17 protein-coding genes are annotated in these 17,808 nt (G+C 70.9%); 10 read left to right on the top strand and 7 right to left on the bottom strand.

Annotation, left to right across the window (positions count from 1 at the left end):
- Positions 1–9 precede the first annotated feature (9 nt).
- Positions 10–969, top strand: a complete 960-nt coding sequence (locus LXT23_RS09370) for a hypothetical protein (protein WP_253979768.1) — start codon at positions 10–12, stop codon at positions 967–969.
- Positions 970–1,053: 84 nt separating this feature from the next.
- Here LXT23_RS09370 and LXT23_RS09375 read toward each other — a convergent pair whose 3' ends face one another.
- From LXT23_RS09375 to LXT23_RS09390, 4 genes are all read right to left on the bottom strand, one after another.
- Positions 1,054–1,266: a hypothetical protein gene (locus LXT23_RS09375; RefSeq protein ID WP_253979769.1), complete on the bottom strand. Its 213-nt coding sequence runs from the start codon at positions 1,264–1,266 to the stop codon at positions 1,054–1,056.
- A 16-nt stretch (positions 1,267–1,282) separates the two neighbouring features.
- Positions 1,283–1,933 (bottom strand): hypothetical protein, encoded by a 651-nt coding sequence (locus tag LXT23_RS09380; protein ID WP_253979770.1) that lies wholly within the window; start codon positions 1,931–1,933, stop codon positions 1,283–1,285.
- Positions 1,934–2,480: 547 nt separating this feature from the next.
- Positions 2,481–3,065 (bottom strand): DUF4349 domain-containing protein, encoded by a 585-nt coding sequence (locus LXT23_RS09385; RefSeq protein ID WP_253979771.1) that lies wholly within the window; start codon positions 3,063–3,065, stop codon positions 2,481–2,483.
- A gap of 184 nt (positions 3,066–3,249) precedes the next feature.
- Complete coding sequence (locus LXT23_RS09390) at positions 3,250–3,456, bottom strand: hypothetical protein (protein ID WP_253979772.1); 207 nt, start codon at positions 3,454–3,456, stop codon at positions 3,250–3,252.
- A 141-nt stretch (positions 3,457–3,597) separates the two neighbouring features.
- On the opposite strand from LXT23_RS09390, the gene LXT23_RS09395 reads away from it, so the two are divergent.
- From LXT23_RS09395 to LXT23_RS09430, 8 genes are all read left to right on the top strand, one after another.
- Entirely contained in the window at positions 3,598–4,200 is a 603-nt protein-coding gene (locus LXT23_RS09395) for a hypothetical protein (protein ID WP_253979773.1), read from the top strand.
- A 45-nt stretch (positions 4,201–4,245) separates the two neighbouring features.
- Entirely contained in the window at positions 4,246–4,758 is a 513-nt protein-coding gene (locus LXT23_RS09400) for an FHA domain-containing protein (RefSeq protein WP_253979774.1), read from the top strand.
- A 61-nt stretch (positions 4,759–4,819) separates the two neighbouring features.
- Positions 4,820–6,103 carry a Stp1/IreP family PP2C-type Ser/Thr phosphatase gene (locus tag LXT23_RS09405; protein ID WP_253980418.1) on the top strand — a complete coding sequence of 428 codons (1,284 nt, stop codon included), beginning with the start codon at positions 4,820–4,822 and terminating at the stop codon, positions 6,101–6,103.
- Between the two features lie 103 nt (positions 6,104–6,206).
- Positions 6,207–6,503 carry a hypothetical protein gene (locus tag LXT23_RS09410; RefSeq protein ID WP_253979775.1) on the top strand — a complete coding sequence of 99 codons (297 nt, stop codon included), beginning with the start codon at positions 6,207–6,209 and terminating at the stop codon, positions 6,501–6,503.
- Positions 6,504–6,618: 115 nt separating this feature from the next.
- A complete protein-coding gene (locus LXT23_RS09415) occupies positions 6,619–9,591 on the top strand; it encodes a carboxypeptidase regulatory-like domain-containing protein (RefSeq protein WP_253979776.1) in 2,973 nt (990 codons plus the stop codon).
- Positions 9,592–9,654: 63 nt separating this feature from the next.
- Complete coding sequence (coaBC, locus tag LXT23_RS09420) at positions 9,655–10,875, top strand: bifunctional phosphopantothenoylcysteine decarboxylase/phosphopantothenate--cysteine ligase CoaBC (RefSeq protein WP_253979777.1); 1,221 nt, start codon at positions 9,655–9,657, stop codon at positions 10,873–10,875.
- 225 nt (positions 10,876–11,100) lie between these two features.
- Positions 11,101–12,108 carry a uracil-DNA glycosylase gene (locus tag LXT23_RS09425; protein WP_407692878.1) on the top strand — a complete coding sequence of 336 codons (1,008 nt, stop codon included), beginning with the start codon at positions 11,101–11,103 and terminating at the stop codon, positions 12,106–12,108.
- Positions 12,109–12,135: 27 nt separating this feature from the next.
- Positions 12,136–13,143 carry an alpha/beta hydrolase gene (locus tag LXT23_RS09430; protein WP_253979779.1) on the top strand — a complete coding sequence of 336 codons (1,008 nt, stop codon included), beginning with the start codon at positions 12,136–12,138 and terminating at the stop codon, positions 13,141–13,143.
- Between the two features lie 30 nt (positions 13,144–13,173).
- On the opposite strand, the gene LXT23_RS09435 is transcribed toward LXT23_RS09430, so the two are convergent.
- Positions 13,174–13,908: a hypothetical protein gene (locus LXT23_RS09435; RefSeq protein WP_253979780.1), complete on the bottom strand. Its 735-nt coding sequence runs from the start codon at positions 13,906–13,908 to the stop codon at positions 13,174–13,176.
- A gap of 249 nt (positions 13,909–14,157) precedes the next feature.
- On the opposite strand from LXT23_RS09435, the gene kdd reads away from it, so the two are divergent.
- Positions 14,158–15,189, top strand: a complete 1,032-nt coding sequence (gene kdd / locus LXT23_RS09440; RefSeq protein ID WP_253979781.1) for an L-erythro-3,5-diaminohexanoate dehydrogenase — start codon at positions 14,158–14,160, stop codon at positions 15,187–15,189.
- Between the two features lie 46 nt (positions 15,190–15,235).
- On the opposite strand, the gene LXT23_RS09445 is transcribed toward kdd, so the two are convergent.
- Positions 15,236–15,853 carry an ankyrin repeat domain-containing protein gene (locus tag LXT23_RS09445; RefSeq protein WP_253979782.1) on the bottom strand — a complete coding sequence of 206 codons (618 nt, stop codon included), beginning with the start codon at positions 15,851–15,853 and terminating at the stop codon, positions 15,236–15,238.
- A gap of 174 nt (positions 15,854–16,027) precedes the next feature.
- On the bottom strand, positions 16,028–17,563 hold the full coding sequence (locus LXT23_RS09450; protein WP_323378856.1) for a catalase: 1,536 nt from the start codon (positions 17,561–17,563) through the stop codon (positions 16,028–16,030).
- Between the last annotated feature and the right edge of the window lie 245 nt (positions 17,564–17,808).

Genomic DNA, 17,808 nt, shown 5'->3' on the forward strand with positions numbered 1-17,808 from the left:
GGAGAAGCGATGCACAAGATTGACAGTGATGGGGCAACGCCGGAGAACACGTTCGCGAACATCGACCCCGAGACGCCCGGAGCCGAGGGCACCGTCGTCGCGGCGGACTGGCTCAACGCCGTCCAGGGGGAGCTCTGCCACGTCATCGTGGCGGCCGGCGTGGAGCTCGAGAAAGGAACCAACACCCAGTTGCAAACCGCGCTCAACGCGACGTACGGCCGGCTCGGCGGAGAGAACGCCTGGACCGAAACGCAGGAGTTCGAGCAGGGTGTCAACGTCGGCGGGTCACTGACCGTCGGCGGCAACATCGATGTCAACGGCTCGGTGACGGTGGACGAGACGTTGAGCGTTCAGGACGCAATCCTCCTGGAAGGTACCCTGAACGTGAACGGCGCCGGTTCCATCGGCGGGGGGCTCGAAACGTTCGGCGCCGTCAACATGAACGGCGGAGCCCTGTCGTGTGGCAGCATCAACGCGACGGGGGACGTAGACTGTAGCGGAGATCTCGCCGCAAGCGGACACGCGAGCTTCGGCGGCAACGTCTCCGGGCAGAATGGGCAGCTCCTAGGCGGGCTGTCCGTGGGTGAGAACATCGCCCTGACGGGCATCGCTCCCACGCGCGACACGGGATTCACGAGCGCGGTGACGCCGTCCAACATCCCGCGCGCCCATGGGCGTGTCTCCGTGGTCGCGGGCGTCATTACGATCCGCGACGGATTCAACCTGGCCAGCGTGGCAATCACGTCCGGGAGCAATCTGACGGTGACGTTCGCGTCGCCGATGAGCGACGGGAACTACACCGTTACGGGCTCGCAAATCATCGACGCGGCCACAACGGCGAATCGCAGCGTGGGGTTCCACTCGGTGAGCGCAGCGTCCTTCGCCGTGCGCGGCTTTGACGGTTCCAACGCGCTCATAAACCCTGGCGTCGGCGCGTATGAGTTTGCATTCATCGTGCTGGGCCGGTGAGGCGCGCACCGTAAGCCAGAAACGCGAGGGGCCCGACACCTTCCAGTGTCGAGCCCCTGCGGTGTAGCGGATTCGATGCGAGCCCTACGCCGCGAGCGTGGGCGCGTTCTTCACGTCCTCGCCGACGACGCAGGTAGTGGCACACGGCGCGTCTGGGAAGGCGACGGTCAACGCTTGGGTGCCGTCCGCGTAGGTCTGCGCGTCGAGCACGATGCCCACCGCGCCGCGCTCGGCGCAGACGCGGCCCTCGTCTGTGATTCGGCAGGTCGCTTGGACGCTTCGGGGGTAGGTCGTCATGGCATGTTCTCCGGGTTCACTCTGCAAGGTTGACGAGGCCGACAGTCCTGTCCCGCTCCACCCATACGAGGTGGGGCGCATCCGGGGTTGGGGACCACGTGCCGCGCCAGCCGGTGAGCTTCGCGGGAAGGGGCGGGAACGTCGTCGCAGCGGCCGGCAACGGCTTATTGCTGAATACGTCGGGCAGGATGCGTTCCCCAGTGACGGCGTTCCAGAAGTGCCGGTAGTGCAAATAGTACGGGGCAATGGGGACGTGGGTAACGAGCACCAGCCGGTCCCCCTCAACCCACGGGTGGACGGCGAGCGGTTGACCGGTGGCGCGTTCAGACATGCGCAATCCGAGGTCACCGCTCACAGACTTGCCGTCGGGACGGAACACCCAAAAAGCATACAAGGTGATGGCGGGGTCGGTAGAGACGCGGCCGGCTATAGCAGCCCATCCGCCGCTAGGGAGCGCGGTCAAATGCTCCACCACGTATTTCTTATCCATGGCCAGCGGCGTGACGTGGGCCGCGCGGACGGCGTCGGTCACGGTGAAGGGGCCGGCAAGGTGCGTCCGTCCGTCGTTGCACGTGACGCGGGCGAACACGTTGAAGCGCTCCAGCAAGGGCGAGCCTGGGCGGGTGAGTTCGATGACGGGCACGCGGGCCGGAGACTGCACGTCCACGTCAAGCCCTCCGTCCCCGACGACCTCCACGCGGGACGGCGTGCATCCGCTCACCTTCCAGGTGATGGCCACGTCCGAGCGGAGAGGGCCGGACGCTTCCGCGTTGAAGTCCAGGACGATGGGAGCGGGAGGCGGAGGTGGTGCAGGCGGGGGCGGGCACGCCGGCACTTCGGGCGGGGGCGGGCAGGTGGGGGGCTCCGGAGCCTTGGGGCACACGGGCGCTTCCGGGCACACCGCAGCGGGCTCAGGCGCGCTCGCCACCTGGACGGGAGCGGGCACCGGCTCGGCGTAGCGCACGGGCGGCGCCACGTTGGAGCCGCACGCGAGCACGGCGAAGGAAAGGAACAGCAAGGGGAGGCGGCGCATGGCGGGTTCTCCGGGGTAGTGGCGAGCGCGTGCCCGCCTGCTGCCCGGACAGACTCCCCCCGTCACGGCCCCGCCGTCAACCGCTTGGCGCCAATTTGGCGCCACTTAAGTGCGCGAGATCGCTCGCCACTGCATCTCTGTGCGCACTTAAGTCGATGAAATTACAGCGATTTTTGCCCCGTCAGTCCCAGACGAACAGCCACTTCACGGCCTTGCCCAATCCATAGAACACCCAGCCCACGGGCCCGGGGCGCACGGGCCGCTCGAAGTGCAGGCTCACCGTGGCCAGCGTCACCTGGCTCTCCAGCCCCTCCAGCCGCGACTTGTACAGCTCGTACTCGGCGGTGACGCGCTCCAGCTCGCGCTCCACCTTGAGCGTGTCCTCCACCGTGACGGCCCGCTGCAGCAGCTCCAGGTATCGGTCCCGGATGCGCTCCAGGTTGGCCAGCCGGACCTTCAGGTCCTGGTGTGCCTCCGTCACGTCATCCGCCGTCACCGTCTGCCGCGCCACCTTCCCCAGCGCGGGCACGGCCCCGAGGAACCCGTCCAGCCGCTCCGCCGGCACCCGCACCGTGGCCGACTCCGACGTGACACTCTGGGCATACCCGCCATGCGTCTTCGCCAGGGCCTCCGCCTGCGCCGGGCCCTGCTCCGGGTCATCCCGCTCCACCTCCAGGGAGGCCGTGCGGATGATGGACCGGCTCACCTCGAGCGCCCCCGGGGCCCTGGAGGCGGAGGACACCTCCGGCGCCTCCGCGCGCCGCATGGGCGCACCGCCAGCGCAGGAACAGGTGATGACGCACAGCGAAACCAGCAGGAACGCGCGCACAGAGGTCCTTTCAAGGGAGGGCGTTGGCATCGAGTGCCCTCCAGGACGCGCGCGGGGTTTCCGTGGTTCCTTGCCTCCCGCGAGCCTCGAGGGCTTCAGCGAGATGTCGGGGTCTTCCGAATCAGGAAGCCCGGACGGGGGAGGGGACGCCGGCCGGCTTCGCGCCATCCCCCTCGTAGTAGAGGCTCGCGCCCCCCTTCTCGTAGACGACGAGGACCCTGTCACTCTGCTCGAGCAAGTCGGAGGCCTTCTCCGTGCACTTGCGAACCAGGGCGTCGAACTCTCCCGGGCGTTTGTTCTGGCGCGCCCGGACTGTCACGACTGGCATGCGGTGTCCCGCTCCTTGTGTCCCGCGGCGGGTGGTTTCCGGTGTCATCCGGCCCCGGCCCATCCGAAGGTAACGAACGTGTCATAGCCAACCGAACACTTCGTTGACAAGCATCCTCCCGCGTGGCGGGAAGGAGAGTTCATGAACCGCAAGCTCCTCGTATTGCTGGTTTTCTCTCTGGGTCTCACTTCCGTCGCAGGCGCCCAGCCCGTGCGCCCCCCGGAGCACAAGTCTCCCACCCCGGCCTGGCTGCCCCGGGGCGTCTTCCTGGGGGCCTCGGCGCGCAAGGGCGTCATCACACCCCGCGCGAAGGTGCAGTGGCAGCTCACCTTCTTCCAGGACCGGAAAGATGCCTTCGCACTGCTGGTCGAAGGCGGGGTGGGATGGGGGCTCACCATGCCGGACCGCGAGGCGGGCAAGCCGGAGAGCCTCCTCGGCTCCTACTACGAGCACACCGCGCAGGTGGGCGTCGGCTACCGCAACCACCTGCCCGGCAGCGCGCACTGGGGCTTCCAGGTGACGGGCGGCCCCGTGTTCTACGGGGCCCACTTCGACGGGGCCGCGCCTCCGGACAAGCGCACGGGCGGCATCGTCGAGGGACGCTTCCAGCTGGGCTACCAGCTGGGCGCCACGGCCGTGGGGGCCGCGCTGGGCTACGCGGAGCCCTTCGGCCTCAAGCGCCGCAGCCTGGCGCGCTCCTATATCGGTGGCCCGATGTTCGGGTTGTTCGTGGATTGGCGCTAGACTCCGCGTAGAGTGGGTGCGCGGCCCAACCCCCGCACCCCCGGTATGTCCGAGCTGCTCAGTGCCCACGTGTCGCGGTACCTTCGAAACCGCGGCGAGTTCGAGCGCTACCTGCCCCCCGCGCTGCTCGTCTTCTCTCCGTCCTCGGCGGCCCGGGGCCCCGAGGACGAGGACGAGTACCGTCTCAAGACGGTGACGAACGCGGGGACTCCTACGCTGGGTGCGAGCGAGGCGGTGGTGTTCCCCCTGCTGAAGTCGCGGACCAACGCCTTTGGCCGGGGCATCACCGTGGGGCGCACGAGCAACAACGACGTGGTGCTGGACGACGGCAGTGTGTCCCGCTTCCACGCGTGGTTCGGCCGCGAGGAGGGGAGCGAGGGCTTCCTCTTGACGGACGCCGGCTCGAAGAATGGCTCCTGGGTGGGCGGGGCGCGGCTCACCCCCCGCCGGCCGGTGCCCGTGGAGGATGGGGCCCGGCTGCGCTTCGGGCAGGTGGAAGTAGCGTTCTACACGGCCAGCAGCTTTGTCCGGATGCTGGCGGTGAGGATGGCTCCCTGAGCCTTGCCACGTCTTCGGGGGCCTGCGTAACGTGCGGAGTCGCCCTCTGTCACACACGGGAGTGTTCGCGGTGGCCTTGACCACAGAAGCCTTCGGACTGACCGATGTCGGCCGCAAGCGGCAGCACAACGAAGACGCGATGCTGGTGGACACGCCACTGGGCCTCTACATCGTGGCCGACGGCATGGGTGGCCACGCGGCCGGCGAGGTCGCCAGCCAGCGCGCCACGGAGGTCGTCAAGCAGCACATCACGGCCAACCGACATCTCTTGAAGGACCTGGGCAACAACCCCACGGCGGACAGCCGCTCGGCGGCGGCGGCCCTGGTCGAAGTCGCCGTGCAGCGCGCGTGCGCGGACATCTACCGCACGGCCATGACGGACGCGACGAAGCGCGGCATGGGCACGACGTTCGTGTGCCTCGCGGTGGGGGGCAACAAGGGCGTCATCGGCCATGTGGGCGACAGCCGCGTCTACCTGGTGCGTCACGGCCAGTGCCACCGGCTCACCGAGGACCACACCCTGGTGGCCGCGCAGCTCAAGGCCGGCACGATTACCAAGGAGCAGGCGGCCAACTCCCAGTACCGCAACGTGATTACGCGGGCGGTGGGCATCCAGGAGTCCGTCCAGGTCGACACGCTCATCGTGGACCTGGTGCCGGGGGACATGTTCATCCTCTGCTCGGACGGCCTGCACGGCTACGTGGAGGACGAGGAGATCCTCCCGCTGGTGTCGGGCATGCAGCCGGCGGACCTGCCCAAGCGGTTCATCGACATCGCCAACGAGCGCGGTGGCAAGGACAACATCACCGCGGTGGTGGTGAAGGTGGCCGGCGAGGGCGCCACGGCCAACGAGGAGACGAGCGAGGCGCAGTCGCGCATGGAGGCGCTGCGCAAGATTCCGCTCTTCCGCCACCTCACCTACAAGGAGCAGACGGCGGTGCTGTCCATCGCCACCACGCGCACGTACCCGGCGGGCCGGGAAATCGTCGTGGAGGGGCAGCCGGGCGAGGAGCTCTTCGTCGTCATCCGCGGGCGGGTGGCCATTGAGAAGAACGGGGTGGAGATCGCCGAGCTGCGCGCCGGCGGCCACTTCGGGGAGATGGGGCTCATCGACAACGCGCCGCGCTCGGCGACGGTGCGGGCCACCGAGCCCACGCGCACCATGGTGATTTCGCGCCCGGACCTGATGGGGCTGATGAAGCGCGAGTCCATCCTCGCGGTGAAGATGCTCTGGAGCTTCGTGCAGGTGCTGAGCGACCGGCTGCGCGCCACGAACTCGGAGCTGAGCGAGGCCCGGCAGGAGCTCGCCGTGGCCCAGGCCATCCAGCCGTTCGCCGAGGAGTGACAGGCGCGCCATGAGCCCACGTCTCCCGAAGGCCCCTTCCGCTGTGTCCGCTGGACGTCAGACCGCCCGGGTACGCTCTCGGCGCTCTGTTTCTGGAGGACGCATGGCGAGGGCGACTGGCGGGGACGTGGTGGTGCGGCTCATGGGCGAGGTGGCGGAGCTGAGGCAGGAGCTTCGCGCCACCCAGGATGACGTGCGGGACATCACCACCAGCGTCGAGGCGATGATGGTGAGCATGGAGTCCATGCTGGTGGGCTTGCGCTCCATGGCGGGGCGCATCCAGCGCATGGAGTCGAACGCCGGTCGCATGACCCGGCTGCTGGGCATCCTGGCGGAGTCGACGAGCGAGCGCTTCGACCGGGTGGAGAAGCGGCTGGATGCCCTCGAGGGCAAGGGCTAGCGCGGCACGAAGCGGCCAGTCCGAGGAGCGTCCTTTCGACGACGCGTCCGGAATTTCCATCGGGAATCGTCCGTTCCGGGGGCCGGCCGCGGGCTAAGGTCCGCGTGGCGTGCGCATGCGCATCTGGATTGTCATAGGCGTGACGGCGGCCCTGCTGGTGGCCGGAGCGGCCTGGCTCTGGTCGGGCTCTGCCTCCTCTTCTCGGACCCAGGGCTCCACGTCCGAGGCGCCGGCCGCCGCCCTGCCCGAGTTCTCCGCGGTGGACGTGTCGTCCGGGACCGGCGAAGGGCTCGCTCTCACGGGGCGGGTGCTGGACTCGGCGGGGCGTCCGGTGGCGGGCGCCGAGGTCTTCCTGTCGGCCAGCGCGGAGCGGACGCTCGCGGACGTGCGCTGTGACGAGTGCGAGCTGGCGCTGCTGTCCTGCTCCGCGCGCGAGACGGCGCTGCACACCCTGGCCTTCTTCGAGCAGCAGCACGGCTTCCTCACCCCGCGCGCCACGGCGACCACGGACGCGCAGGGGCGCTTCCGCTTCGAGCACCTGGCGGGCGTGTCCTTCTCCGTCTGGGCGAAGGCGACCGGGCTGGGCGTGGCGCTGCGCGAGCGGGCCGCGCCCGGAGACCCGGTGGAGCTGTACCTGCCCCCGCTGCGCAGCATCGGCGGGCAGGTGGTGGATGATGCGGGCCAGCCGCTGCGGGGCGCTCGCGTCCACGCGGTGTCGCGCCGCGTGCCGCTGCCCTTCACTGCGGTGTCCGGCGCGGACGGCGCCTTCTCCCTGGACGGGCTGGGCGAGGGCCCCTTCTACGTGCTGGCCACGGCGCAGGGCTACCTGCCCGCCGTCGAGTCGCAGGTGGAGGCGGGCCCGCAGCCGGTGCGGCTGAAGCTGACGCCCGCGCGCACGCTGGAGGTGCGCGTCACCCGGAATGGCTCGCCCGCGGCGGCGACGGTGCGGCTGCGCGCGGACCACCTGTCGCGCGAGCAGCGCACGGACGGCCAGCCGCTGCGCTTCACGGACCTGTACCCGGACGAGGTGGTGGTGACGGCGGAGGCCCCGGGGCTGGGCGCCGCCCCGCGCACGCTGACGCTGGACGAGCGCGTCACCCAGGTGACGCTGGAGCTCGAGGCCGCGGGCAGGCTGCTCGTCACGGTGGTGGACGCGGAAGGCGAGCCGGTGCCCCAGCCGCAGTTGCTGCTGCGCACGCCCCGGGGCGACCTCATCCGCCGCGAGCGCGCGAGCACGGGAGCGCTGGTGGAGCTGGGCCCGCTGGCCGTGGGCGACTACGTGCTGGAGGGGCAGGCCCAGGGCTTCCGCGACGCGCAGCTCCCCGCGAAGGTGGTGCAGGGCGAGACGACGCTCGAGCTGGAGATGGAGCGCGCCACTGTCATCAGCGGCCGGGTGCTGGACGAGTACGGCCGGCCCGCGCCGCGCGTGTCCGTCCTGGTGCAGCCCACCGGTGAGACGGTGCTGGCGGACGAGGATGGCGCCTTCGCGGCGCAGGTGCCCACGCCGGGCCTGTACGAGCTGCATGCGCACCACTCGGAGTGGGGCGGCGGGCAGCTCAAGGTGTCGGCGCCGGCCACCGGCGTGGAGCTGGCGCTGGAGCCCCGCGCGGCGCTGGAGGTGACGGTGTCGTCCGCGGGCCGCCGGGTGGAGGGCGCGGACGTGGTGCTGTGGGTGGAGCAGGACGGCATCTTCCGGAGCGACCGCTCGTCGGGCTCGGATGGCGTGGTGCCCATGCGGGGCATGCCGGCGGGGACGTACTCGATGGTGGCCTCGCACCCGGACTACCTGCCTTCGGACCGCAAGCAGGTGACGCTGGAGGACGGGCAGACGCTGAAGCTGGAGGCGGAGCTGAAGCCCGGCGCGCCGCTGACGGGCGACGTGGTGGACGGGCAGGGTGCCCCGGTGGCGGGCGCCACGCTGGTGGTGGTGCCTCGCGCCGCGGAGCCGGTGCAGAGCGACGCGCGCGGCCACTTCGAGTTCCGCTCGCTGCGCCCGGAGCGGAGCTACCGCCTGGAGGCGAAGCACACGGGCTATGACCAGGTGGAGCGCGCCGAGGGCAAGGCGGGCGGCCCGCCGGTGCGCGTGGTGCTCAAGCGCCGCGACGTCTTCCGGGGCCGGGTGATGGGCGATGACGGCTCCCCGGTGCGCCGCTTCCGCGTGGACGAGCACGAGGTGAACAACCCGGATGGCCGCTTCGAGCTGCCGCTGCCCACCGCGGGCGAGCGCGTCATCGCCGCGGTGGACGCGCCCGGCTACGAGCCGATGATGGTGGACCGGCCCGCTTCGCCCGACCTGGGCGACCTGGTGCTGGAGAAGCTGCCCAGCATCTCCGGGCTGGTGCGCGACGCGAGCGGCGGGCCGGTGCCCGACGCCGTGGTGACGTGTGACGTGTGCGACGACTCCGTGATGACGGGGCCGGATGGCCGCTTCTCCCTGGCCAGTCCGCCGTACGTGCCGCGCTTCACGCTCTCGGCGCGCAAGGGCCGGCTGAGCGGAACGCAGCAGGTGGAGCGCGGCTCGAAGGGCCCGGTGGAGCTGACGCTGCGCCAGGCGACGCGGCTGAGCGGCCGGGTGTACCTGCCGGATGGGAGCCCCGCGCCGGGCTTCGAGGTGGAGGCGGTGAACGCGGACCGCAGCGAGCCGCTCACCATCGTCACTGGACCCGACGGCGGCTACAGCGTGGAGGTGTCACCGGGCAACTACCGCTTCGCCCTGGGCGCCAACCGCGAGTTCTCCGGGGAGCCGGCGCTGGTGGTGCAGGTGGCGGGCACGGACATGCGCCTGGACCTGGGGCCCGCACCGGGCACGTCGGCCCTCACCGTGCGCCTCAAGCCCGAGCGTGGCAGGGCGCTGTGGGTGGTGTCAGGAGAGCTGGCCAGTGTGGGCAACCCGCCGGCCATGGCGTTGATGCGCTCGCGCTGGGCGCAGCTCGTCTACCAGCCTCGCGGGGAGCACGTGGTGCTGAGCGGCCTGCCGCCGGGGCGGTACACGCTGGTGTGGAGCCACTTCCACGTGGAGACGCCTGGCGGGCCGGAGGTGCGCATGGTGGACGTGCCCTCGCAGGCCGAGGTGGCGCTGGGCCGCTGAGGCGGTGGCGTCCGCCGTGCGGCTCGGGTTGCGAGCCTGCGGGCGGGCGCATTAGGAAGCCCCATGGACGTGACGGCACTGAAGGGCCGCCGGGTGGTGGTCGGCGTGGGCGGCGGCATCGCGGCGTACAAGGCGTGCGACCTGGTGCGCGAGCTGGGACGGGCCGGGGCGGAGGTGCGGGTGGCCATGACGGAGGCCGCGCGCCAGTTCGTCACCCCGCTCACCTTCCAGGCGCTCAGCGGGCACCCGGTGCTCACGGACTACTTCGACCCGGCGCAGGAGGGGAACTTCGGCCACCTGGACCTGGCGCGCTGGGCGGAGGCCTTCGTGGTGGCGCCCGCCACCGCGGACCTGCTGGCGCGGCTGCGCGCGGGCATGGCCAACGACGCGGTGACGACGTCGCTGCTCGCCTTCCGAGGGCCGGTGGTGCTGGCCCCGGCGATGAACGTGGCCATGTGGGACAACCCGATGACGCAGGAGAACGTGGCGGCGCTGGTGGCGCGCCCGCGCTTCTCCCAGGTGGGGCCGGGCGCGGGGCTGCTGGCCTGCGGCGACGTGGGGGAGGGGCGGCTGGCGGACGTGCCGGCCATCGTCGCGGCGGTGGCGGCGCGCTTCGGCGCCGGGCCGCTGGCCGGCAGGAAGGTGCTGCTGACGGCGGGGCCCACGCGTGAGTTCCTGGACCCGGTGCGCTTCATCTCCAACCCGTCCACGGGGAAGATGGGGCTCGCGCTCGCGCACGCGGCACGCGGCCTGGGCGCGGAGGTGACGGTGGTGCTCGGCCCGGTGGGCGCGGTGGAGCGCGGCGGGCTGACGGTGGTGGACGTGGTGGGCGCGGAGGACATGGCGCGCGAGGTGCTGGCGCGCGTGGAGGGCGTGGACGCGTTCATCGCCACCGCGGCGGTGAGCGACTGGCGGCCGGAGACGCGCGCGCCGCAGAAGGTGAAGAAGGGCGAGTCCGCCACCCCGGAGACGCTGCGCCTGGTGCGCACGCCGGACGTGCTGGCGGAGGCGTCGCGGAAGGTGGCGGGGCTGGCGAAGCGGCCGGTGCTGGTGGGCTTCGCGGCGGAGACGGAGAAGGTGCTGGAGCACGCCCGGCAGAAGCTGGAGCGCAAGGGGCTGGACGCCATCGTCGCCAACGACGTGACGGCGCCCGGCGCGGGCTTCGGCACGGACACCAACCACGTGACGCTGCTGACCCGCACGGGCCTGCAGCGCGAGCTGAAGGGCTCCAAGCAGGACGTCGCGCGCGCCATCCTCGAGCTGCTGCTCGTGTCGCCGAAGTAGGGCGCGCGGCGTCACTTGCTGTCCGGGGTGCTCCTCCACCCCCATGTCAAGGGTGAAGACCTCCCTCAGAGGAGGAAACGACTCCGGGAGTGGCAGCGGGCTCGCCCCCGAGGTAGGCGTACTGTCGGGGCCACCGTCCGCTTCCTTGCGCCGGAGCCCTTCCTCCGCTACCGATCCAGGACCGTGACCGACGACTTGCACGATTCCTCGCAGGAACTGAGCGCCGTGCTGGACGACGTCCGCCGCCATCTGCTCTGGCAGGAGGAAGCTGCCGGCCGGCTGCTCCTGGTCGACGCGAAGGGGGCGCAGGAGCTCCAGCGCTCCGCGCCCTCGCTGCGGTCGTTCCTTCCCCGAAGCAATGGCGCACCGGAGGCCGCTGCTCCGCCGGCACGTCCCGCCGTGGCCGCTCCCAGGGCCGTGGCCCCGGAGGCCCCGCCTGCCCGGACGCCCGTCGCTCCTCCGCCGGCCCGCCCCGGGCCCAATGGACCTGGGACGTCCAATGGCTCGGTGAGCGCTCCCGAGGTGGCACGTCCCACGGTGCCGCCGCTGGCGGCCCGGAGCCCCGCCGCGCAGCCGGCTCCCACGGGAGGAGCGGGGCTGCTCCTCGACGTGCCAGCGCAGGCGCCGGGCTCCTCGGGCCCGCTGCCGGGCATGGTGGACGGGCAGCGCCCCCGGCTGGACGAAATCCGCCGCGAGCTGGGCGACTGCAAGCGCTGCAAGCTGTGCACGAGCCGCAAGAACATCGTGTTCGGCTCGGGCAACCCCCGGGCGGAGCTGGTCTTCGTAGGCGAGGGCCCGGGCGAGACGGAGGACCTGCAGGGCGTCCCCTTCGTCGGCGCGGCGGGTGAGCTGCTGACGAAGATGATCGAGGCGATGGGCTTCCGTCGCGACGACGTCTACATCTGCAACGTGGTGAAGTGCCGGCCGCCGGGCAACCGCAACCCGGAGCCGGACGAGATTGCCGCGTGTGAGCCGTTCCTGCGCGCGCAGCTGGCGGCCATCCAGCCGAAGGTGGTGGTGGCGCTGGGCAAGTTCGCGGCGCAGACGCTGCTGCGCGACAGCACGCCCATCACCCGCATGCGCGGGAACTGGCGCACGTACGAGGGCATCCAGCTGATGCCCACCTTCCACCCCGCGTACCTGCTGCGCAGTCCGGCGGAGAAGCGCAAGGCGTGGGAGGACCTGCAGGCGGTGATGAAGGTTCTCGGCAAGCAACCGGGCTCGCGCGCCTAGCGGCGGCCCCTCGGAGGGGGAGTCACGATGAAGGGATTGCTGGAGTCGCGCGAGCTGCACTCGCCCGCGCTGGAGGCCAACCCATTGGGCGACCCGGCCCGGCGCCGCCTCACCGTGTACCTGCCTCCGGGCTATGGCGAGGGGGACCGGCGCTACCCTGTCGTCTACTTCCTGCACGCCTTCGGCAGCAGCGGCGGCACCTGGACGAACGCCGCGGGCTTCGGGCCCACCGTTCCCGAGCGGCTGGACGCGCTCATCGAGTCCGGGGCGATTCCGCCGGTCATCGGCGTGTTCCCAGACGCGTGGACGTCGCTGGGCGGCAGCCAGTGGATCAACAGCGACGCCATCGGCCGCTACCGAGACTACCTGGCCAAGGACGTGCTGGGCTTCGTGGACCGCACGTACCGCACGCTGCCCAAGCCGGCCTCGCGCGCGGTGGTGGGCCACAGCTCCGGTGGCTATGGCGCGCTGGTGATGGGGCGCTACCACCCGGAGCTCTTCTCGCACCTGGGCGCGCACGCGGCGGACTCGTATTTCGAGTACTGCTACCTCCCGGACCTGCCCAAGGCGGCGACGTCGCTGCTCAAGTCGGGCGGGGTGGACGCCTGGCACGGCGAGTTCCGCAAGCGCGTGCGCGAGACGAAGATGCGCGGCGACGACTTCCCGGTGGTGAACACGCTGGCGATGGCGGCCGCATACTCGCCGAAGAAGGGCGAGCCGCTGAACCTGGAACTGCCCTTCGACGCGCAGACGGGCCGCATGAAGCTGGACGTGTGGAACCGGTGGCTGGTGCACGACCCGGTGCGCTTCGTGCCCAAGTTCCTGGACTCGTTCCGCAAGCTCAAGACGGTGTTCCTCGACTGCGGCACGCGCGACGAGTTCAACATCCGCTGGGGCACGCGCATGCTGGCTGAGGACCTCAAGGGCGCCGGCGTGGAGCTGGTGCACGAGGAGTTCGAGGACGGCCACTCCGGCGTCTCGTACCGCTTCGAGCGCTCGCTCGCGGTGCTGGTGCCGAAGCTGTCGCGGGAGTAGCGCCCTCGCGTGGGGGCTGGCCGGAGACGGTCAGCACCCGTGCCGGGGGAAGTGGGTGGGCCACAGGAGCAACAGGCCCCGCGCGTCCACCACGCGGACCCAGCCGAGGGGCACGTAGCCGCCCTGGCCGGGCGTGTAGGACAGCACCTCCGCGTAGTCCCCGACGCGCTGCCCGAGGATGGTGTCGACGGGCAGCTCGGTGGGCAGCTCCTTCGCCTCGTCGCGAGGCTCGGCGCGCACGACCAGCGGCTGGTCCCCGAGGCGGAGCGTGAGGAAGTCGATGCGCTTGTCCTCGAAGGCCTCCAGCGTGCGCACGCTCTCGATGGTGACCCAGGGCGCGTCGGGGCCGCGCTCGCTCCCCTCGCGCAGCCAGACCTTCCGGCCGTCCCGGACTTGGACGTCGAGGAGGACGTGGGCGTACCGGGCGTCGCCGCCGACCTCCAACACCCGGACCTCCGCGTAGGCGGGGAAGCAGTCCTCCTTCCACCCATCGTCGTCGTCCCAGCGACTCACCGGGCCCGTCTGCGCCCGGGGGATGACGCCCGTGCGTCGCAGGTCGCCGCCCTCCCGCGAGTACACGGCGAGCTCGCTCGCGAGCTCCTCGGGGTAGGTGACACAGACGACGTGGGTGACGTCGCGGAGGACCGCGTCGGGGAGGTCCGCGCGCTGCGGCATGACCTCCATGCTGGAGGCGGCGAGGGGCAGGGCGAGCACCGTCAGGGCGAGGGCGCTGGAGAGGACTCGGGAGACGCGGGCAGGGGTCATGCCGGAGCTGGATTGCAGCCCCCGGGCCAGCCGCCTCCTCCCGTGAATCCCGAGGAAGCTCGCGGCCTTGGCGGAGGCTGGGGGGCGTCCTGTGGCTGGCGGGCCGCGCGGTGTGGCCGGGCGGCCGATGTTGGACGGAAGACAGGGGGCCTGGTGACGTGGGGCTGGCCTTTCCCCGGGGGGAGCGGATAGACGCAGCAGCGTGCGCGCCTGTGGCCTGGCGCTTGGAACTTCAGGGGAGACGGGAACATGGGCATCGACCTCTACGGGCTGTCCCGCGTCGTCGGAGAGAAGGGCGTGCTGCCGCAGCGCGCGCGGAAGCTGGACGCCTCGCTGCCGTGCCGCGAGGCCGAGCTGCTCATCGACGTGGAGAGCCTCAACATCGACGCGGCGTCCTTCAAGCAGATCAAGGGCGAGGTGGGCGGAGACCCGGCGCGCATCGGCGCGCGCATCCAGGAAATCGTCGGCGAGCGGGGGAAGATGCAGAACCCCGTGACGGGCTCGGGCGGCATGCTGATTGGCCGGGTGAAGGAAATCGGGCCCCAGCACCCCGCGGGCGAGCTGCTCAAGGTGGGGGACCGCATCGCCACGCTGGTGAGCCTCACGCTGACGCCGCTGGTGATTGAAGAGGTGAAGGCGGTGCACGCGGACATCGACCGGGTGGACATCCGGGGCCATGCGCTGCTGTTCGCCAGCGGCATCTACGCGAAGCTGCCGGCGGACATGCCGGACACGCTCGCGCTGGCGGCGCTGGACGTGTGCGGCGCTCCCGCGCTGGTGGCGCGCCACGTGCGGCCGGGCATGACGGTGGCGGTGCTGGGCGCGGGCAAGAGCGGCGCGCTGTGCCTGGCGCAGGCGCGGCGCAACCTGGAGAGCCGGGGCAAGCTCATCGCGCTGGACGTGTCGCAGGGCGCGTTGGATCTGCTCTCGGCCATCGGCCTGGCGGACGTGGCGCTGAAGGTGGATGCCACGCAGGGCGTGGACGTGATGGAGGCGGTGAGCCGGGCGACGGACGGCCAGCTCTGCGACCTGGTGGTCAACTGCGCCAGCGTGGGCAACACGGAGATGGCCACCATCCTGTCCGTGAAGGACGGCGGCACGGCCATCTTCTTCTCCATGGCCACCAGCTTCACCACCGCCGCGCTGGGCGCCGAGGGCGTGGGCAAGGACGTCACCATGGTGGTGGGCAACGGCTACGTGCCCGGCCATGCCGCGCTGACGCTGGACCTGCTGCGCACCGAGCCGGAGCTGCTCCAGCTCTTCGCCACGCGCTACGTCTGACGGAAGCGAGGTCTGGAGGCTCGCCAGCGCGCGAGCCTCCGCCCGCTCACCGCGCGGAGGCGGCGGTCTCCATGGGCGCGGGCGCTGAGGGCACGGGCGCGCGGGGCTCCTGCGTGGCCGCCCAGTCCGTCGCGCTGCGGCCGCTCGCATCGCGCACCTCGGGAGAGGCGCCCTGCTTGCGCAGCTGCTCCACCACCTCCTTGCGGCCGAAGAGGGAGGCGAACATCAGCGCCGTCTGGCCGAAGCGGTTGGCCTGGTCCACCGTGCAGGGCTGCTGGTTCAGCATCCCGACGATTTCCGCATAGCCCTTGAAGGCCGCGCCCATCAGCGCGGTGTTGCCGTTGTTGTCGCCGGCGCACGCGTCCGCGCCCGCCGCGAGCAGCGCGCGCACCGTGTCCGTGTGGCCGTGGTACGCGGCGAGGATGAGGGGCGAGAAGCCCCGGGCGTCGCGGGCCTCCACGGGCGTGCCCGCCTTGATGAGCCCCGTCACGACCTCCACGTCACCCACGCGCGCGGCGGCGAGCAGGTAGCGCTCCGCCTCGCTCGTGGCCAGCAGCCGGCCCTGGGGCGCGGGTGTCGACCGCAGCGACATCCACGCCGCGGTGAGCAGCACGCCCACCAGCACCACGAGACCGAGCGTTCCGAGCAGCAGCTTGCGAATCATGGAGTCCTCCAGGAGGGGAGAGCGGAGACCGCTCCACATGAGAGAGGGCCGGGATGAAGGATGGCGGCACGGGGGAGCACCGGACTTCCCGCCACCCCGGCCCTCTCTCAGGCGGAGAGGGGAACCACGGGGCCCCGGCGGCACATGGCGCCGGGGCCCGGTACGACAGAGACGTCAGCGAGCGGCGAGCGGCGCCACGGCGGCCTTGGCGTCATCCACCTTGACGTTGACCGCCTTGGCCAGCTTCGTGCCGTAGTCGGGGTTCGCCATGTAGAAGTGCCCCACCATGCGGGCCTTCACGCGGGCGTCCTTCACCTGGCCCAGGTCCGCGGCGAGGTTCTTCACCAGCCGCTCCTTCGCGCCGGCGTCGAGCGCCGCGTAGAACGCGCCCGCCTGGGAGAAGTTGTCCGTCTTGTCGATGGCCCGCTGCTGCGTGGTGCCGCTCAGCGGCGCGCTGGACAGCAGGTAGGCCGGGACGTCCTGCGTCTCACGGGTGACGCTCGGCTCGTAGTTCACGTCCGACTTCGTGTTGGCGAAGTTCATGGCGCCGTCCTGGCTGTTGTTGTTCACCGGGGCCTTGGCGCGGTTGACGGGCAGCGCCTGGTAGTTGGCGCCGATGCGGTAGCGCTGCGTGTCCGCGTACGAGAAGAGGCGGCCCTGCAGCAGCCGGTCCTCGGACGGCTCGATGCCCGGCGGCAGCACGCCCGGGGAGAACGCCGACTGCTCGGTCTCCTGGAAGAAGTTGTCGGGCATCTTGTTGAGCGTGAACCGGCCCAGCTTGATGGCCGGAACCTGGTCCTCCGGCCACACCTTCGTCGGGTCGAGCGGGTCGAACGGGAACTTGTCCAGCTCCTTCGGGTCCAGCACCTGCACCGTCAGCTCCCACGAGGGGAACTTGCCCGCGCCGATGGTGGTGTACAGGTCCGTGGTGGCGTGCTGGTAGTCGCTGGTGATGACGCGGGCCACTTCCTCGGGGGTGTTGAGGCCCTTCACGCCCTGCTGCGTGAACCAGTTGAACTTGACGTACTTGTACTCGCCCTTCGCGTTGACGAACTTGAACGCGTGCACGCCGTGCCCGTTCATCTGGCGGTAGTTCGCCGGGATGCCCAGGTCCGAGTACACCTGCGTCAGCATGTGCGTCGACTCGGGGTGGTGCGAGAAGAAGTCGAAGAAGCGGTTCGGGTCCTGCTTGTTGGTGATGGGCGACGGCTTCAGCGAGTGCACCATGTCCGGGAACTTGATGGCGTCCCGGATGAAGAAGACGGGCAGGTCGTTGCCCACCAGGTCCCAGTTGCCCTCGTCCGTGTAGAACTTCAGCGCGAAGCCGCGAGGGTCGCGCACCGCCTCGGGCGAGCCCTGCGCGGGGATGACGGTGGAGAAGCGCACGAACATGGGCGTCTTCTTCCCCTTGGCGGAGAAGATGGACGCGCGCGTGAGCTTGGAGAAGTTGTCGTAGCTCTCGAAGGTGCCGTACGCGCCGGTGCCACGTGCGTGGACCACGCGCTCCGGGATGCGCTCCCGGTCGAACCGGGCCAGCTTCTCGATGAGGTGGAAGTCCTCCAGCAGCACGCCGCCGCGGGGGCCGGCCGTCTTGGAGCTCTGATTGGTGCCAACCGGAGCGCCACTGTCGGTGGTGAGGGGGGGCGGAGTGTTGGCCAGCGCGGGGGCGCTGAACAGCAGGGCCGTCAGTAGAAGAGAGCGGGTTTGCACGGGGTCTTCCTCGTTTCGGGGATGAGACGCCGCGCTGCAAAGCAGGGCCCGTGCCGTCTCATCATCTTCAATGAGTCCAGGGGGTTATGCATGTGCTATCCATGGCTCCACCGAAAAGTCGGTGTCATCACCGACCTTTCGGTGTTTGACTTCACCGGCCCGTCGGTGTGCTTTCCGTCCGGAACCGATAATGCGGTGCGGCAGCATAACCGCGTGTTCTTCCTGGCTTCCGGTGGCCTGTCGGG

The organism is Pyxidicoccus xibeiensis (genome assembly GCF_024198175.1).
Lineage (GTDB): Bacteria > Myxococcota > Myxococcia > Myxococcales > Myxococcaceae > Myxococcus > Myxococcus xibeiensis.

Coding starts and splice junctions, on each gene's coding strand:
- LXT23_RS09370 (WP_253979768.1), top strand. CDS start 10: ATGCACAAGATTGACAGTGATGGGGCAACGCCGGAGAACACGTTCGCG.
- LXT23_RS09375 (WP_253979769.1), bottom strand. CDS start 1,266: ATGACGACCTACCCCCGAAGCGTCCAAGCGACCTGCCGAATCACAGAC.
- LXT23_RS09385 (WP_253979771.1), bottom strand. CDS start 3,065: ATGCGGCGCGCGGAGGCGCCGGAGGTGTCCTCCGCCTCCAGGGCCCCG.
- LXT23_RS09390 (WP_253979772.1), bottom strand. CDS start 3,456: ATGCCAGTCGTGACAGTCCGGGCGCGCCAGAACAAACGCCCGGGAGAG.
- LXT23_RS09395 (WP_253979773.1), top strand. CDS start 3,598: ATGAACCGCAAGCTCCTCGTATTGCTGGTTTTCTCTCTGGGTCTCACT.
- LXT23_RS09400 (WP_253979774.1), top strand. CDS start 4,246: ATGTCCGAGCTGCTCAGTGCCCACGTGTCGCGGTACCTTCGAAACCGC.
- LXT23_RS09410 (WP_253979775.1), top strand. CDS start 6,207: ATGGCGAGGGCGACTGGCGGGGACGTGGTGGTGCGGCTCATGGGCGAG.
- LXT23_RS09415 (WP_253979776.1), top strand. CDS start 6,619: ATGCGCATCTGGATTGTCATAGGCGTGACGGCGGCCCTGCTGGTGGCC.
- coaBC (WP_253979777.1), top strand. CDS start 9,655: ATGGACGTGACGGCACTGAAGGGCCGCCGGGTGGTGGTCGGCGTGGGC.
- LXT23_RS09430 (WP_253979779.1), top strand. CDS start 12,136: ATGAAGGGATTGCTGGAGTCGCGCGAGCTGCACTCGCCCGCGCTGGAG.
- LXT23_RS09435 (WP_253979780.1), bottom strand. CDS start 13,908: ATGACCCCTGCCCGCGTCTCCCGAGTCCTCTCCAGCGCCCTCGCCCTG.
- kdd (WP_253979781.1), top strand. CDS start 14,158: ATGGGCATCGACCTCTACGGGCTGTCCCGCGTCGTCGGAGAGAAGGGC.
- LXT23_RS09445 (WP_253979782.1), bottom strand. CDS start 15,853: ATGATTCGCAAGCTGCTGCTCGGAACGCTCGGTCTCGTGGTGCTGGTG.